General features: G+C 35.9%; 17 protein-coding genes. 8 read left to right on the top strand and 9 right to left on the bottom strand.

Translation table 11 applies throughout. The features are described 5' to 3' along the window. Nucleotides 1–162: 162 nt before the first annotated feature. From mqo to GGG_RS0110825, 3 genes are all read right to left on the bottom strand, one after another. The gene (gene mqo, locus GGG_RS0110835) at nt 163–1,806 is read right to left on the bottom strand and encodes a malate dehydrogenase (quinone) (protein ID WP_010114828.1); all 1,644 of its coding nucleotides are present in this window, start codon (nt 1,804–1,806) and stop codon (nt 163–165) included. Between the two features lie 262 nt (nt 1,807–2,068). Continuing rightward, nucleotides 2,069–2,554: an Lrp/AsnC family transcriptional regulator gene (locus GGG_RS0110830; RefSeq protein WP_010114826.1), complete on the bottom strand. Its 486-nt coding sequence runs from the start codon at nt 2,552–2,554 to the stop codon at nt 2,069–2,071. Between the two features lie 211 nt (nt 2,555–2,765). Continuing rightward, on the bottom strand, nt 2,766–4,115 hold the full coding sequence (locus tag GGG_RS0110825) for an amino acid permease (protein WP_010114825.1): 1,350 nt from the start codon (nt 4,113–4,115) through the stop codon (nt 2,766–2,768). 239 nt (nt 4,116–4,354) lie between these two features. Between GGG_RS0110825 and GGG_RS0110820 the strand changes: the two genes are divergently transcribed. After that, entirely contained in the window at nt 4,355–5,338 is a 984-nt protein-coding gene (locus GGG_RS0110820; RefSeq protein WP_029574541.1) for an ion transporter, read from the top strand. A 71-nt stretch (nt 5,339–5,409) separates the two neighbouring features. After that, a complete protein-coding gene (locus GGG_RS0110815; protein WP_010114823.1) occupies nt 5,410–5,868 on the top strand; it encodes a hypothetical protein in 459 nt (152 codons plus the stop codon). A 134-nt stretch (nt 5,869–6,002) separates the two neighbouring features. Here GGG_RS0110815 and GGG_RS0110810 read toward each other — a convergent pair whose 3' ends face one another. Beyond that, nucleotides 6,003–6,644 (bottom strand): hydrolase, encoded by a 642-nt coding sequence (locus GGG_RS0110810; RefSeq protein WP_010114822.1) that lies wholly within the window; start codon nt 6,642–6,644, stop codon nt 6,003–6,005. A 306-nt stretch (nt 6,645–6,950) separates the two neighbouring features. Next, entirely contained in the window at nt 6,951–9,254 is a 2,304-nt protein-coding gene (gene metE, locus GGG_RS0110805) for a 5-methyltetrahydropteroyltriglutamate--homocysteine S-methyltransferase (protein WP_010114821.1), read from the bottom strand. A 256-nt stretch (nt 9,255–9,510) separates the two neighbouring features. Between metE and GGG_RS0110800 the strand changes: the two genes are divergently transcribed. Then, complete coding sequence (locus GGG_RS0110800; RefSeq protein WP_010114820.1) at nt 9,511–10,431, top strand: LysR family transcriptional regulator; 921 nt, start codon at nt 9,511–9,513, stop codon at nt 10,429–10,431. Between the two features lie 157 nt (nt 10,432–10,588). Further along, a complete protein-coding gene (locus tag GGG_RS0110795) occupies nt 10,589–11,602 on the top strand; it encodes a sensor domain-containing diguanylate cyclase (RefSeq protein ID WP_010114819.1) in 1,014 nt (337 codons plus the stop codon). A 36-nt stretch (nt 11,603–11,638) separates the two neighbouring features. Here GGG_RS0110795 and GGG_RS0110790 read toward each other — a convergent pair whose 3' ends face one another. Then, the gene (locus GGG_RS0110790; protein ID WP_029574540.1) at nt 11,639–12,097 is read right to left on the bottom strand and encodes a DUF441 domain-containing protein; all 459 of its coding nucleotides are present in this window, start codon (nt 12,095–12,097) and stop codon (nt 11,639–11,641) included. Between the two features lie 440 nt (nt 12,098–12,537). On the opposite strand from GGG_RS0110790, the gene GGG_RS0110780 reads away from it, so the two are divergent. Then, complete coding sequence (locus tag GGG_RS0110780) at nt 12,538–13,263, top strand: pseudouridine synthase (RefSeq protein ID WP_010114812.1); 726 nt, start codon at nt 12,538–12,540, stop codon at nt 13,261–13,263. A 129-nt stretch (nt 13,264–13,392) separates the two neighbouring features. Here the strand turns inward: GGG_RS0110780 and GGG_RS0110775 are convergent, their stop codons facing one another. From GGG_RS0110775 to GGG_RS0110765, 3 genes are all read right to left on the bottom strand, one after another. Further along, nucleotides 13,393–13,836 carry a GNAT family N-acetyltransferase gene (locus GGG_RS0110775; RefSeq protein ID WP_010114810.1) on the bottom strand — a complete coding sequence of 148 codons (444 nt, stop codon included), beginning with the start codon at nt 13,834–13,836 and terminating at the stop codon, nt 13,393–13,395. A 100-nt stretch (nt 13,837–13,936) separates the two neighbouring features. Continuing rightward, the gene (locus GGG_RS0110770; protein WP_010114808.1) at nt 13,937–14,251 is read right to left on the bottom strand and encodes a type II toxin-antitoxin system RelB/DinJ family antitoxin; all 315 of its coding nucleotides are present in this window, start codon (nt 14,249–14,251) and stop codon (nt 13,937–13,939) included. Between the two features lie 105 nt (nt 14,252–14,356). Then, entirely contained in the window at nt 14,357–15,268 is a 912-nt protein-coding gene (locus GGG_RS0110765; protein ID WP_010114806.1) for an RluA family pseudouridine synthase, read from the bottom strand. Between the two features lie 213 nt (nt 15,269–15,481). Between GGG_RS0110765 and GGG_RS0110760 the strand changes: the two genes are divergently transcribed. The 3 genes from GGG_RS0110760 to GGG_RS0110750 form a co-directional block, all read left to right on the top strand. Then, on the top strand, nt 15,482–16,192 hold the full coding sequence (locus tag GGG_RS0110760; protein WP_010114804.1) for a YggS family pyridoxal phosphate-dependent enzyme: 711 nt from the start codon (nt 15,482–15,484) through the stop codon (nt 16,190–16,192). Between the two features lie 13 nt (nt 16,193–16,205). Beyond that, complete coding sequence (locus tag GGG_RS0110755; protein WP_010114802.1) at nt 16,206–16,451, top strand: hypothetical protein; 246 nt, start codon at nt 16,206–16,208, stop codon at nt 16,449–16,451. A 1-nt stretch (nt 16,452) separates the two neighbouring features. Further along, nucleotides 16,453–17,421: aspartate aminotransferase family protein (locus GGG_RS0110750; protein WP_010114800.1), on the top strand; the 969-nt coding region annotated here is incomplete at its 3' end.

Here is a 17,421-nt window from a genome sequence, read left to right as displayed (position 1 = left end):
GTAGATAAAATAAATAATATTCTTAAATATATTAATGGAAAAAGCATTTTTATTAGATGAATACGCAGGGAGTTATGCAAAGAATTATGAAAAAAAGTCTAAATGAAATCTAAGTCATAAAAAGATAAGCCTAAGCTCATCTTTTTATTTCACACATTTTGATTAATTCGCATTCGCTACAGCAGAAGCTGTTGCCGTTGCATCATTTGCAGCTTTACGAGTAGGCGTATAATGTAGACCTAAAGTAGAACTAGTATAAGTACGAACTTGATCAAGTAGAGCAGGGTTGCTACTTAAATCTTGCCCATAAGATTGAACGATTTCATGCAATTTCGGATTCCACTTACCTTTCACTTGTTCAGGGAAAGCCTTCTCCATCAAACTCAACATAATATAAGGTGAAGTAGAAGCACCTGGAGAAGCGCCGAGCAAGGCAGTCACAGAACCATCTTTAGAGGCAAAAATTTCAGTACCAAACTGTAAAGTTGCTTCTTTACCCGGTGCTTTTTTGATGATCTGCACACGTTGACCACCTTGGTTCAATTTCCAGTCTTCAATTTTAGCTTCAGGATAATATTTTTTAAGCTCATTAAACTGATCTTGTTTAGACATAGCCACTTGGCTGACTAAGTATTCCACCAAATCTAAATTTTCAGCACCAATCGTCGCCATTGGAATCACATTGTTTTTATTGGTGGCATCAATCAAATCAAACTGCGAACCGTGCTTAAGGAACTTGTTTGAGTAGGTTGCAAATGGGCCAAACAATACATACTTTTTACCATCAATATATCGAGTATCAATATGCGGTACAGACATTGGCGGAGCACCCAATTCAGGCTTACCATACACTTTTGCAGTATGTTGCGCTGTAACTGCTGGATTATCAGTCATGAGGAAAATACCACCAATCGGGAAACCCGCATATTGTTTGGTTTCTTCTAAACCAGTCATTTGTAATAATCGGATTGCAGCACCGCCTGCACCAATAAAGACATGACGAGTTTTAATATGACTTTCAGCATTGGTTTTTAGATTTTTAAATGAAACTGTCCACGTTTTATCTGCATTTGGACTGATACCAGTCACTTCAGTAGATGTTTCAAGTTTGAAATTGGACTGTTTTTTCAAATGATCAACCAATTGCGTGGTAATAGAACCATAATTTACATCTGAGCCTACATCCATACGAGTTGCCGCAACTTTCTGATTTGCATCACGACCTTGCATGACAAGTGGTGCCCATTGCTTAATTTCAGTAGGATTTTCAGTATATTTTAATCCTTCAAACATTGGGCTTTGAATCATTGCGTCATAACGTTTTTTCATATAATTGACGCTGTCACCCCAAACAAATGCAATATGCGGAACGGGATTAATGAAGCTTGTTGGCTGACCCAGTACACCATTTTTAACCTGATAAGACCAAAATTGCTTACTCACTTCAAACTGAGAGGCGGTATCAATCGCTTTTTTAATATCAACTTTACCGTCTTTTTCAGGTGTGTAATTCATTTCCATAAAACCTGAATGACCTGTACCTGCATTGTTCAAGCCTTTTGAACTTTCTTGACCGACTTGATCCAAACGTTCATACATGCGCACTTGCCATGAGGGTTCTAATTCACTCAAATAAGTACCCAAAGTTGCACTCATGATACCGCCACCAACAAGCACGACATCTACAACTGGTTCATCAGCTTTAGTATTTACAGAGCTGGAGGAGATGGGGCGGAACAGAAAGAGCAAACCTATAACAAATAAAACACCAATAATGATGAGCAGATATTTGAAAAATTTCTTCATAGTTATTCCTTTTTTACTTCGATTTATTCATAAATAATAGTGTACAAAATAAGCAGGTATAGTGAACTTATGTAAACGTTTTTAGTTTTGATAATAAATGTGTTGGGGTATATTATTGAAAATTAGGCAATAAAAAGCCCCATGGTTAGGGGCTAGTCGTATATACATCGAGGTATATACTGTAGAGGCTCATCTCATACTGCTAATATTATGACATACATTCAGTAAATTTTCATTAAAGAATATTAAAATGAATTCTATATTACTCAATCATCATCAAGTCTGATTTATTTTCTAGCTTTAAAGGACGTAAAGCAAAAATAGAACGAGTATGACGAATACCTTTCATTGAATATAAGTTCTTACGTAAAAAACGTTCATAGTGTTCAGCATTTTTAACTGCAACTTTGACTAAATAATCGTAATCACCTGTGACTAAATGCGCTTCAACCACTTCTGGCATTTGCCCAAGTGCCTCACTAAATTGTTCTAAAATTTCATCATCATGGCGTTCCAGAGTGATTTCAATAAAGAACAATTCATTAATCCCAATCGCTTTGGCATTAATCGTTGCGGTATAACCTTCGATTACATTGAGTGATTCAAGGCGTTTGACTCGAGTCCAGCAAGGTGAAGAAGATAAACCCACCATTTCTGAAAGCTGAGCTACAGTGAGTCGACCATCTTGTCTGAGCGCAGATAAAATTTTGCGATCTATCTTGTCTAAATTGTAATGGTTGTCACTCATAAGCTATATCCCAGAATTTTTTCCCGTAAATAATCTAAATCATGAAATTTCATTCCGAAAATGATTTAAAACTAGATCAAATTCGGGAAACATTTCATTGTATGAAACGCTAAAATAATCTTATTGAATCAAAGACATTTGGGAGACTGGCTTTGATTCTATGGACAGCATCTTTAGCGGAAGGGTGCCATTAAAGATGCTGTCCATGACCTCATACTTTTCGCATTTTGAACCAATATGCAAGACTTAAGCATGCAATCCATAGCGGAATTAGAATCACCGCAATGCGCATATCTGGTGTCATCCACATAATCATTAAAATACACAACATGAAAATGACACAAATGTAATTACTGATTGGATAAGCAATTGCAGGGAACAGTGAAACTTTATTTAAAGCATTCATTTTGCGTTTAAATTTCAGATGTGTAAGAGAAAGCACTGTCCAATTAATCACAATCGCTGAAATCACTAGACTCATCAATAATTTAAAAGCACTTTCTGGGAAAATGTAATTCAACACCACACAGATCGCTGTCACTAAAGCCGATGTTAAAATAGCAGTATAAGGAATACCACGCTTATTAATTTTATTGAGAAATTGAGGTGCATTGCCTTGTTGTGCCAAACCCAACAACATACGACTGGTGCCATAACTGGTACCGTTATACACAGAAATTGCAGCGGTGAGTACGACAAAATTTAGCGCAGTTGCAACGCCTTGGCTACCCAGCGAATCAAAAATCAATACAAAAGGACTACCGCCTTCAGCAATTTGATTCCAAGGGAAAAGTGATAGCAAAACTACAATGGTCAACACATAAAATAGCAGGACACGGTAAACAATTTGATTGACTGCTTTTGGAATAGTTTGAGTCGGATTTTGCGTTTCTGCTGCTGCAATGCCGACCAATTCGATTCCGCCAAAGGAGAACATAATGATCGCCATTGCCATAACTAAACCAGTCAGACCATTAGGGAAAAATCCACCTAAAGCCCATAGGTTTGAAATCGAGGCAGTTTCACCTGCATGACCACTTGCAAGCAACCATGAACCAAATCCAATCATAGCAATAATCGCTAAAATTTTAATGATGGAAAATAAGAACTCCATTTCACCAAAAACTTTAACATGTAATAGATTGATGACATTGATTAGAATAAAAAAGGCGAGTGCAGATACCCAAGTCGGTATTTCTGGCCACCAATATTGCACATATAAACCAATAGCACTCAGTTCAGCCATACAGACCAAAACATTCAGAACCCAATAGTTCCAACCTGACATAAAGCCTGCAAATGGACTCCAATATTTATAAGCAAAATAACTGAAAGAGCCACTTACAGGTTCTTCAACCACCATTTCACCGAGTTGGCGCATCATAAAGAAAGCGATTAAACCTGCAATAGCATAGCCTAAAATAACCGAAGGCCCTGCAAGTTTAATGGTTTGAGAAATGCCGAGGAAAAGCCCTGTGCCAATCGAACCGCCTAAAGCAATCAATTGAATATGGCGATTGCTCAAGCCGTGTTTAAGGTGGCTGTTTTGTTGCGAAGACATCAATGATCCATATTTAAGAGTTGTACTATATAAGTACGAAAGCAGTAAAGTCAGCGGTGCTGAAAAATATGTGACTAATATAATAAATTTTTATCTATTTATAAAATTTAATTTATCAATCTTCACTATGGATGCGTTCGTAAAAAGCCAGTGTGTGATGGAGTTGTTAATCGTTTCAAGATTGTCTTCACAGTGCTTAACGTATTACTATGCAACTTTATTCCAATAAAAGTGCAATGATGCGAATTACAGCATGGTATAAGTTACGACAATTTGTATACAACAATTTGCATAATGAAGATTATGAAACACTGTTTAGTCGGTTCATTAACTATTTTCTTATTCTATTGATTATTGGAAATGTGGTTGCTGTATTGCTGGAGTCAATCAATCCCATTTATAAAGCCTATCATGTTTATTTCAATTTTTTTGAAAACTTTTCAATCATTGTTTTTACAACAGAATATATCCTTCGTTTTTGGAGTGTGGTTGAAAAGAATCCATTAGAATCTGAAACAAAGCAACGTTGGAAATATATTACCAGTGGCGCAGCAATTATAGATTTATTGGCGATTTTACCTGCTTATCTAAACTTCTTTGTACATATCGATTTACGTTTCTTACGTGTTCTACGTTTACTGCGTCTTTTAAAACTGACGCGCTATTTTGTTTCTTTACAGATTCTTTTACGAGTCATAGAGCGTGAAAAAGGTTCTTTTCAAGCCGTTATTTTTATCTTATTAATCATGATTGTAATGTCAGCCGCAGGGATTTATGTGGTTGAAAGCCGTGCTCAACCCAATGTATTTAGCTCTATTCCTGCATCGATGTGGTGGGCAGTGGTAACTTTAACAACCGTGGGTTATGGTGATGTGACACCAATCACCCCGATGGGACGTTTCTTGGGTGCGTTGATCACTATTTTAGGTGTGGGTTTAGCCGCGTTACCCGCAGGTATTTTGGCGAATGGTTTAGCCAATGAACTTGAACAACGAAAACAACAATTAGAGAATAAATTCAGAGAATTACTCAATAGCAGTGAAATTGATTTAGCCAAAGACGAGGATAAAATTGAGACGATTCGTAGAGAGGTTGGACTGTCGACGGAACAAACAAGCGATATCATTTTACAATTGATTCGAGAGCGGAAAGAGGAAGAATTAGCACACGAGAAAAATAAGTATTGTTATTGTCCACATTGTGGTCATAAATTGCCTGATTAATATCTTGAAAAATGGCTTAAATCATTTATATTTAAGCCGATATATAAGATAGGTCATGGATTTTAAAAAGAATGTTTAAACAATTAATTTTAACTGGGGTGGCTGTTGCCATGTTGATGAGTTCTGGTTGTTCTGTCGTGATGGCAAGTAAACAACCTTCTAAAAAGAACACAACAATGCTCAATGCAGGTATATCACGCAGTTTAGTCATTGCGGAATTTGGCGCACCAGTCATCTCTGAAATTAAAGATGGCAAGCGTTATGAAATTTATACATTTGTGCAAGGTTATTCTACAGCAAGTAAAGTAGGTCGTGCTTTTTGGCATGGTGCCGCAGATGTAGCGACTGTGGGATTATGGGAAATTATTGGTACGCCGACAGAAACCGTTTTCAATGGAAAGAAAACTTCCTATGAAATCCTTTTTGATCAAAATGATAATATTGAAAGTTATAAGTTATTGACCTTAGAGAAACCCGTTGTTCAACAAGATCCGATTCAAAAGAGTGATGTTATTAGCATCGTTCAATAAGCAATAAATTCAGATTCTAAATTTTTAAAAGCTGTTCATCATTTTTAAAAATATTATCCATAAATGAAAAATCAGGATAGATAAAGCTTATTATCATCCTGATTTTATGATGATTCTAAAACAATCGTGCAAATCTATTCTGACTTATCATAAGAGAACTGAATACCTGCTGTACCGCCTGTTTCAATAAATAAATTCATAAACTGAGGAACGGTATCAGCGCGTTTCCAGTCACGTTGTAGTTCACAAAACAGTTGTACGACACTGATTAATTTTCCGCCAGCTTGTTCAATACGTCTGAGTGCTGCTTCATGCGCTGCAACAGACGTTCCTCCAACGGCATCGGCAATCACATAAACCTCATAACCTTCATTGATTGCATCTAAAGCAGGAAAGGTGAGACAAGCTTCTGTCCAAAGCGCTGTCATAATCAGCTTTTTACGACCTGTCGCTTTTACCGCAGCTTGGAATTCTACGTCTTCCCAAGAGTTAATGGTGGTACGGTCATAAGTTGGGTAATCTTTTAAAACTTTTCGGAGTTGGGGAATCGGCGGTTTATTTAAACCTGTTTTCACATTTACTGTAGAGTGAATAATAGGTAGACCATATACGATGGCTGCTTTTGCAGAACCTACAATATTATTAATCAGTAATTGGCGATCCATTGAGGCGATTGAGTTGACTTGAACGGGTTGGTAATCAATACAAATAAATGCGGAATTTTGAGGTGTTAGTAGGATATCTTTTTCTGGGTCTCGAATAGCTTCGCTTGTCATTGTTTCTACTCCGATTAGATACGAGGTAATTCCCTCTACTTAAGCCTATGTGGTGATCGAAATATAAACAAGTTTTAAATGTAAACAAATTTTAAAATGTAATGACCACTTCATTCATCTCGAATTTTCTTTGAGTTTGTAAAATATTTTTTAATTTAAAAATTAAGCTATGACTAAGATATATAAAGCCATTATTTAGAAAATAGGCAAAAAAAACGCCTCCAAAAATGGAGGCCGCTGATGATTTGAATCTATTATTTTATTATTATTTTGGATTTATTATTTCAGGTTTTTATAGTTTTAAAGTTATGCTGTTTCTAGTTCTGCACGAACTTGTTTTGCCATTTTCACTAAGGCGGTTAATGCGGTTTTGGTTTCAGCCCAGTTACGTGTTTTTAAGCCACAGTCTGGATTGATCCAAAGACGTTCAGCAGGGATGGTTTTTAATGCACCATCAATGACTGTACGCATGTTATCTGCACTTGGGCTACGTGGACTATGAATGTCATATACACCCGGACCAATGGCATTGGGATAGTTTTGTTCATGGAAGACTTCTAAAAGTTGTAAGCCTGAGCGTGAGGTTTCAATGGTAATCACATCAGCATCCATTGCAGTGATTTGGGGCAAACAGTCTTTAAAGTCTGAATAACACATATGTGTATGGATCTGCGTATCGATATTGGCACTACTTGAACAGTGTTTGAATGATTTCACTGCCCAGTCCCAGTATTCGGCTTGTTCGGCTTTACGCAATGGTAAACCTTCACGAAAGGCTGCTTCATCAATTTGGATAATTTCAATCCCTGCATTTTGCAGATCAGCAACTTCTTGACGAATTGCTTCAGCCAACTGTAAGCAGACTTCACGACGTGTACGATGCGCAGGTGGGAAAGACCAGTTCAAAATCGTCACTGGGCCAGTTAACATCCCTTTTACAATTTTGTCAGATAAGCTATTGGCATACTGAATCCATTTCACAGTCATCGCATTTGAACGAGTAATATCGCTAACGATGATGGGTGGGCGTACACAACGACTACCATAGGATTGAACCCAACCAAATTTAGATAACCAGAAGCCATCAAGTAATCCTGCAAAATATTCAACCATGTCTGTACGTTCAGCTTCACCATGAACCAATACATCAAGACCTAACAGTTCTTGTTGTTCAATTGCATAGGCAATTTCCTTTTTCATTGCGACTTCATAGGCATCATTGGTTAAATCACCTTTATTCCACGCTGCACGTGCTGCACGAATTTCCGTAGTTTGTGGAAATGAACCAATGGTGGTGGTTGGAATTAACGGTAAGTTAAATTTCTGTTGTTGTGCTTTGAAACGATCTTCAAATGTATCAGTACGTACTTGTCCAACAAGATCAAATGCTTTGTCTGCTGCTTTAGATAATTTTTCATTTGGATAAATATTTCCAGCAGCTAACGCTACCAATTCATCTAATTTTTGACGAGCAAAGGCAAGTTTTCCATTGACTTCGACAGGAACGATTTCAGAACGCAAATCAACAGGAACATGTAGTAATGAACAGCCAGTAGAAAGCCATAAACGGTCAGCTAAAGCTCTTTTAGCTGTTTGGATAATCAGATTTAAATAAATCAAATCACTTGCCCAAACACTACGGCCATTGATTAAACCTAGAGACAATATTTTATGAGTAGGGAGTTGGTCGATTACTTTTTTCCAGAAGAACTCACCTTGTTTTTCACGGGTAATGTCAATGTGTAAACCTGCGACTGGAAGGTTTACCGCGAGATTTAAATTCGCACCTAAAGTTTCGAAGTAAGTGGCAATAATTAGCTTTAAACCATCTTTACGTTGCAATACGTTATATACACGCTCAAAAGCGGCTTGCCATTCTGGTTTAAGATCAAGCACCAATGCAGGTTCATCAACTTGTACATATTCCACGCCACGCGCTTTTAGCTCGTCAAATAAAGAGGCGTAAATTGGAAGTAGAGCATCGATGAATTTTAAAGTGGCTTGATCAGCGACAATGTCAGTATGGTCAGTAGCACATTCACATGCATGTTTTTCAGCTTCTACATTCGTACCAATTACATTTGCATCAACAATACGAGAGAGATGTAAGAACGTAACTAGACCCGGAACGACAACTTTAAGTGGGTGATTAAAGGCTTTAGCACGATCAATTTGAGCAAATAAATTTGAGAAATCAGCTTTGAATTGTTGTGTTGAATTTAATTCAGGTACGAGGTAATGATAATTGGTATCGAACCATTTGGTCATTTCAAGCGCTGCAACATCTGTGCATTCTGGTGCACGACCACGTGCTAAGTAGAATTGTTGATCCACTTGATTGAGTTTAGTTGCTTCTGCAAAACGTGTCGGAATGATACCTAAGCGCACAGCATGGGTTAAAATACTGTCATAAAATACAAAATCACCAACAGTAATAAAAGAGAGACCTGCATCGACCTGCGCTTGCCAATTGCTTGCTTCAACGGCTTGGGCTTTTTCTAAAAATTCAGTTTGAGAAATTTCGCCTTTCCAATAGCTTTCTTCTGCAAATTTTAGTTCTCTTTTTGTACCAATACGTGGATAGCCAAGAATATGAGTTTGAATAGACACGCGACGACCTTTTAAGATGCAGATGATTAGAATTCATTTATTGTTGTTATCATTAAATACAACTCATCATTAAGCAAACTCATTAAATTCATGTTATAGTGAATTTTATTCATTTTAAATGATTTCATTTATATCGTTATTTTTGACAAAGAATATTTGTATCTCAGAATGTTATTTACATCCAACGATAGCGTGTTATTGCATAGCGCAGTAAAGCTAAACGATTTGTAAATGATGGTTTGTTGGAATCTTACTCATGCTAGAAATTCGCCATCTAAAAACTTTAACTGCATTACGTGAGCATGGTTCACTGGTTGCTGCTGCAAGTGATTTATGTTTAACGCCGTCTGCTATTTCTCATCAATTGAAAGAGTTAGACCATTGGTATGGTGTAGAAGTGGTGAATCGACGTTCACGTCCTGTATCTTTTTCCAATGTTGGACAACGTTTACTCAAACTTGCAGATGACGTATTGCCACAAATTCAGATTACGCAATCAGACATTACCCGAATTGTGCATGGGCAAACTGGACGAATCATTTTTTCTTCAGAATGCCATAGTTGTTTTGACTGGTTAATGCCTTTATTGAATCAATATCGATCACAATATCCAGATGTAGATTTAGACTTTGCTTCAGGTTTTGAAGCAAATCCGCATGAACTTTTACAAAATGCTGAATTTGATTTACTCATTACTGCTGATCCGATTGCTCTGAAAGGAATTGAATATTTTCCTATCTTTGAATATGAGTCACGCTTAGTGCTTTCCAACACTCATCCATTGGTTCGTGCGGAACGTGTTACTGTGCAAGAGTTAGCGGAAGAAACTTTGATTACTTATCCTGTAGATAAACATCGTTTAGACATTATGGCGAAGTTGTTTATTCCTGCGAATATTTTACCTAAACAAATCCGTACCACAGATTTAACCCAAATGTTGATTCAATTGGTAGCGAGTGGGCGAGGCATTGCTGCATTACCCGACTGGGTGGTCAATGAATATGAGCAGAAAGGATGGGTGACTTCACGTCGTTTAGATTGTGTTTCTTCAAATGGTTTGCGTCGTACTTTGTATGCAGGCTATCGCATTGAAGAAAAAGAGAAAAGCTACTTTGAAGGTTTTTTAAAACAGCTTGAAAAGTTCTCACAAAAACGCAATCAATACTATCAAGGCTAATATTCAAGGTTAATTTTTAAATTCACAATGTATGAATTTTAAATGGTTTAAAATTCATACAAATTTCATTTATCCTTGTACATATACTTTAAATTAAAGACCAATCGTCATAATATAGAAGACGAAACCATTGATATAAACTCGTCTAGGATGATGTATGCCTAAAGCGAAGCAACCGACATCTAAACAATTACTCTCGGTTATTCAGACTCAAACTGCAATTGCAAAATTGGGCTTAGATATCAATGCGGTGATGACCCTTGTCGCAGAACAAATTCAAACCATTACCCAAGCAAAAGGTGCGATAGTTGAACTCGCTGAAGATGGCGATATGGTTTATCGTGCTGTTTCAAATGGGGCAAATGATTTTCTTGGCTTGCGTTTGAAAATGGATTCCAGTTTATCAGGCTTATGTATAGCGCAAAATGCAACGCTTTATTGTAAAGACAGTGAAGTGGATGAACGTGTCGATCGTGAAGCATGTAGACGTGTTGGGCTGCGTTCAATGGCAGTTGTGCCTTTGATTCATTGCGATGAACCCATTGGTGTGCTGAAAATCTATTCTGAACGTGTCAATGCATTTAAAGACAGTGATATTAATTTGCTGAGTTTAATGTCTGAACTGATTGCAGCAGCGATGTATCACGCTACAAAGTACGGTGCTCAAGAGCTTTATAAACTAGCGACTCAGGACAATTTAACAGGGCTCGCCAATCGTGCATTGTTTTTAGATTGCTTAAGACAAGGCGTTGATAAAGCTAAACGTGCAGGACTGTTGCTCGGTATATTAATGATTGATATGGATGGTTTAAAGCCGATTAATGATCAATATGGGCATCGTTTAGGTGATGAAGCTTTAAAAGAAATTGGTAAACGCATTCTGAATGTAACACGACGAGATGATGTTGTGGCGCGTTTGGGTGGTGATGAATTTGCAGTGATTTTAAGTGGTTTGGCAAATCAGGAAATTGCTAGAAAGGCGATGAATCGTATTGTTGAAGCCTGTGGACTGCCGTTTATATTTGAAAATGTAAAATTAGATATGGGTGCGAGTGTTGGTTTGGCTTTATTCCCAGAAGATGGTTTAGAGTTAAATAAACTGATCGAGTTTGCAGATTTAAAAATGTATGAAAATAAACGCATTCGTAAAGGACAGCATTGTCATAGCTGAAAAAAGGATTAACGGTGTTAATCCTTTCTCAAAAGACTAAGACTTACCAATAAATAACGATAAAATTCCTGCTGCAATTAAAGGGCCAACAGGTACGCCACGTAACAATGCAACACCTGCAACTGTACCAATCAATAGTCCTGCAACGATATTGGGTTGATGGGTCATTAGACTGACACCTCGTCCACCCAACCATGCAACCAATAAACCGATAGCAATTGCGATCAAAGATTTCCAATGCATAAATGATTTTAAAATAACATCACCTGGAATTTTTCCGCTTGCAATAGGGGTCAGTACGCCAATAGTTAGAATAATGATCCCAACTTCTAAACCATGTGTTTGCAGTAGCGGGAAAAATTGACTTAAAGGTGTGATTCTAAAAACAATGAGTACACCTGCGGCAATTGTTACCGCCGTGTTATGACTAAAAATACCGCAAGCGAGCAGAATCAGGAGAACAATTAAGTTAAGGTCGAGGCTAGACAAGCTCATTAAAATTCAACATTGAAAATAAATATACCCGTTTATTATACTGAAAAGATGCACGTAAATTCGAAAAGACGTGTATGGATAAAACTAAGATATAAAGAAAAATTGTCGAATAAAATTATAATTGTTGTTTTAAAACAGGTAATTAAATTCGTTTTTGCTTATTCTGCTGAGCATAAAATACTGACTATTTATTCTCAAATTAAAGAAATAATGAAGAAAAATTCATTTTGATTTACTTGATTATTCACCTTATTAGCGACACTTGTGGTGTAAATTTACAATACCTTGTTTAATGAATTTAAAATTCAGTTAGTCGGAGATTCTATTGATCGAATCATCATTCATATTCTTTGTCTAAGATTTTATTGAAATCTTACAGCGCATCGCTATGTGGCTCATCCTCATGTAAAATAAGGGATAGATAAGTTAAGGTGAAATATATGTTGTTGGAAAAGATGTTGCAATCACAGGGTTTTGGTTCACGGAAACACTGCCAGCAACTGATTAAAAATGGTGTGGTTGTTATACAAGATCAGACGATTTTAGATCCCAAATTTAAGCTTAATTTGCAAAATTTAGAATATAAAGTACATGGTGAAACCTTTCAGTACCGTGAAAAAGTGTATATCGCTTTAAATAAACCACAAGGTTATGAATGCTCGCATCAAGCCACTCATCATTATAGTGTTTTTGATTTGTTTAATGATGTGTTGATGAATCGAGGTTTACAATGTGTGGGACGTCTTGATCAAGACACGACAGGCTTGTTATTACTCACCGATGATGGACAATTCTTACAAGCTTTGACGCATCCTAAAAAGCATGTAGCGAAAGTTTATCAGATGCAAACAGCAGATCCGATTGACAACATTCAAATTCAACAATTAGAAACGGGTGTTGAATTACGCAATGAAAAGGGGATTTTTGCTGCGACTGAAGTCAAGCAAATAGCGGAACATGAATTAAGTATGGCAATTCATCAAGGTGTGTACCATCAAGTTAAACGTATGCTCGCAGCCGTTGGAAATAAAGTAGAACGTTTGCATCGTGCACAGATCGGTCAATTAAAATTGTCGCAATTGGCTGAGGGTGAATGGGTTTACTTAACTGAGCAACAGATTTTAGCTGCAAAAAATCAAAGTATTGAACCCTTATTGGAAATTTAATCCAGTAAAATCATGTTTCATAATGGCAATTCACCCCGTTTAAGAAACTCAAAACGTCTAATTTCACAATTCCGAAAATGTATTTAGCACATTAAATGGCTAAATTTACAAAGTATTGTAGTTGATGAATTACTTTAAGAAACAATGGTAGGTTTGAAACTCATTGTCTTTAACAAAACCCATTTGTTCATAAAGTTCGTGTGAGTGGTAATTATTCTTTTGAGTTTCTAAGCTAATGCGTTGTGCATTTTCATGGCGTGCAAATAAAATTGCAGTATCAATCAATTGCTTCGCTGAACCTTGTCTACGGAATATTGGGGTAACGTAGACATCATCTAAAATATAATAAGTAGAGCAGGCGACAGAAGAAAAACCGAGATATAAAAGCACAAAACCTGTAAAAACATCGTCTTTTACATGGATGAAAATAACACTTTCTTGGTTTTCATAGCGTTGAGTGAGAAAGTCGAATGATTGTTGAATATTGGAAGATGCACCATAAAACTGACGGTATTCATCAAATAAAACAGCAAGTTGGTTTAAATCTTCTTTGGTCGCTCGTCTGACGATCATTCACATACCCCTTACAATGAATTTTTATATTTCCTTGTAAAAGAGCATACCCAAAAAAATCAAAAGTAAACTTAATTAATTGTTTTAAAATGCAACACTGTTAAGTTTTGTCACTTTCACCCAAGATGGCATTCAACTCTGCGAAAAGATCTTCATCATCATCTACTAAGTCAGCGCTATTATTCAATTGACCATTTTGTTGCTGTTCTTGCTTAATTTTTCTCAATTTCAGCAATTGATCCATATTGATATTTTGATTCTCAATAGCGAAGGGGATAGATTTTGTAATCACAACCTGCTTAAAAAATAGACGAACCGCTTGTGCAGGCGTAATTCCCAATTGTTTGAATACAGCAAACGCCTGTTTTTTTTCTTGTGAATCAAGGCGTACTTGATAGACTTCCGTTTTTCTCATGGATTAAACCAAACAAATTTGAGTTTGAAAGCCTATTTTAATCAAAGTATTGAGAATTTCAATGTCTAATCATCAAAAAGTCGTATATTTGTCATTACATAGAAATTACAGTGTCAATTCATGGTCAGAACAAAAGCACATCTTTTGCTGTGTTACAGGGTCGATAAATTCAATCTGCTTGGCTAAGAGTTGTAAAGGTTGGCTAAAATCATCATCATTTTTATGTGTGACGACTGGATAAAATGGGTCATTTTTGATGGGAATGTTTAAAGAATTTAAATGTACACGAAGCTGGTGTTGCTTACCTGTCAATGGTTTGAGCTGATATTTTGCCCAAGATTGATTATGTTCAATTATCTCAATATCTGTATGTGAATTGGCATCACCCTCTACAACTTGCATTGTATAAAACGGCTCACCCTTTTCCATGCGTAAACTGATGGCGCGTGGAAATATTAAATCTGGGTTATATGGCGCAATTGCGTGATAAATTTTTTGTACTTGTCTTTCTGCGAACATTTGTTGATATAAACCACGCGTCGCAGGTTGTTTTGAAATCAAAACAATGCCTGCGGTTTCACGATCAAGTCGATGTATAGGGGTTAAGTCAGGATTATTGGTGGTTTTTTTTAACCGAACCAATAAGGTTTCTTGAACATATTGACCAGTGGGGCTAATGGTTAGAAAATGGGGCTTATCAACCACCATCAAGTCATTATTTTCAAATAAAATATTTTCTTCAAATGGCACATGAATTTCATGTGCTAAAAAACGATAATAATAAATATGTGTATTTTGCTGAAATGGTGAAGCGAGATTCAGTGAATTTCCTTGCATGTCCATGATGAGTTGATCATCAAAACGTTGCCGCCATTCGTTTGCAGGAATATGTGGAAAATGGTCACATAAAAAGTGAAACAAAGAAGCGGGTTGTTCTGTGAGCTTTGGCAGATAAACTTGACTTGCATTTACACCATTGATCATGGGTGGAATAAATTTAAAGCAAGGCTTTTTCATACATAATTTAGATTTTAAAATTGCTATTTTAAATTAAAACACATTTCTACACATGTCCGTATTCAAAATAACTTTCATGTAATCATAAAGCCGTCATTCAGCAAGAACGAAACTTAGTTATTTTTAGTTACATTTATCGTTTATCAGTCCTATGTTTAAAACTTTTTTTATATTATTTTTGACCTAGGTCAAAATCAAGGGTTAAAAATAGGCATGCAAAATCTACAAAAAAATTTAGCTGATTTAGATCAATCTATTCAAAAAGCTTGCTTAACCGTGGGGAGAAGCCCTCAAGACATTCGACTTATTCCTGTAACTAAAACAAAGTCAATTGACGTTATTCAGCATGCAATTGACTTAGGGCTTGTTGATGTCGGTGAAAATAAAGTACAAGAGCTAATTCTTAAAGCGAATCATTTAAATAACCCAAAGATTAATTGGATTCTCATTGGACATTTACAAACAAATAAAGTTAGACAAGTTATTCAATATATTTCGGAATTTCATGCTTTAGATAGCATCAAACTTGCACGTAAATTGAATAATGAGCTTATGGCTATTCATAAAAAATTAGAAGTTTTTGTACAGGTGAATACATCGGATGAAGAAAGTAAATATGGCATAAAACCCAATGAGTTGGCTGATTTTCTACTGGAATTGGAAAAATTTGATCATTTAAAAGTTGTAGGTTTAATGACTTTAGCCATTCATAGTCAAGAAGAACAAAAAATAAGGCATTGTTTTAGAACGTTAAAAGCATTGCTAATCGAAACTCAAAAAAATTATCCATCAATTTCACGATTATCAATGGGTATGTCAGGTGATTTTAAAATTGCAATTGAGGAAGGTGCAACCGATATACGTGTGGGGCAAGCTATTTTTGGTCATCGAAATTTATCTCATACATTTTATTGGCCTGAGTAATAAAGAGAATTGAATGGATTATATTTATCAAGTTGAAATTTATCATCAACAGCGTCTTTTAGGTCGTTTTATTACGGGTAATAATTTTCCTGAAAAAGATTTATCTGAATTCATTCAGCTGATTAAAGATAAAGGTCAACAGTTTAAAGTTTATAAAGCTACCAATGAAAAAAGAATATTACTTGTTGAAAATGGTATAACAAAAATATTTTCAACCAACTATGACTTAGAACCTTATACTTTTATAGAAGGATTATAAAATGAGCAGCTTAATTAATTTTTATAATAAAATTGAGATAAATTTTATAAAAGGTGAAGGTTGCTATATTTGGGATGATGCTGGTCATAAATATTTAGATATGACTGCTGGCGTAGGTGTCAATAATCTAGGTTATAAAAATAGAGAAATTAATATTGAAATCATTCAACAAATTGAGAGCTATATTCATTTATCCAATTTATTTACAAATCAATGGGCGAATAAACTCAGTGATAAATTGATTGAAATCTCTAAAATGGATGCCTCTTTTTTCTGTAACTCAGGTGCTGAAGCAAATGAAACTGCGATAAAGATTGCCAAACTATATGCTTATGAAAAAGAGATTAAAAATCCTAAAATTATTATCATGAATAATGCATTTCATGGGAGAACAATAGGCGCATTATCGGCAACGGGTAATCAGAAATATAAAGAAAAATTTGGACAATTATTTGAGGATTTTATTTTTGTCAATTTCAATGCGATTGAGGAAGTACGTGATGCATTGGAGCAAAATAATATATGCGCAATGATGTTAGAACCCATACAAGGTGAAGCTGGAGTGAATATATCATCCACCTTGTATATGAAACAATTAAAACAATTATGCGAGCAATATCAATGTTTGCTTATTTTAGATGAAGTGCAATGTGGTCTGGGGCGTACAGGGTATTGGTTTTATCACCAAAAATCAGAAATTATTCCTGATGTATTAACACTTGCAAAAGGTTTGGCGAATGGTTTGCCTATAGGCGCTTGTCTAGTGAATAAAAAATTAAATACCTTGTTAACACCAGGTATGCATGGTTCAACCTTTGGAGGAAACCCTTTAGTTTGTCGTGTGGCTTATAAAGTACTAGAAATAATCGAAAGAGATCAACTTATTAAAATAAATAAATTGAAAGGAGCATATTTCATCGATAAATTGCAGTCAAAGTTTACAAGTGTACGAGGAATTAAATCTATTCGA

The sequence above is a fragment of the Acinetobacter sp. P8-3-8 genome (assembly GCF_000214135.1).
In the GTDB taxonomy this organism is placed as follows: domain Bacteria; phylum Pseudomonadota; class Gammaproteobacteria; order Pseudomonadales; family Moraxellaceae; genus Acinetobacter.
Note: the sequence above shows the minus strand (reverse complement) of the source record. Positions and strands in the feature narration are given on the sequence as shown.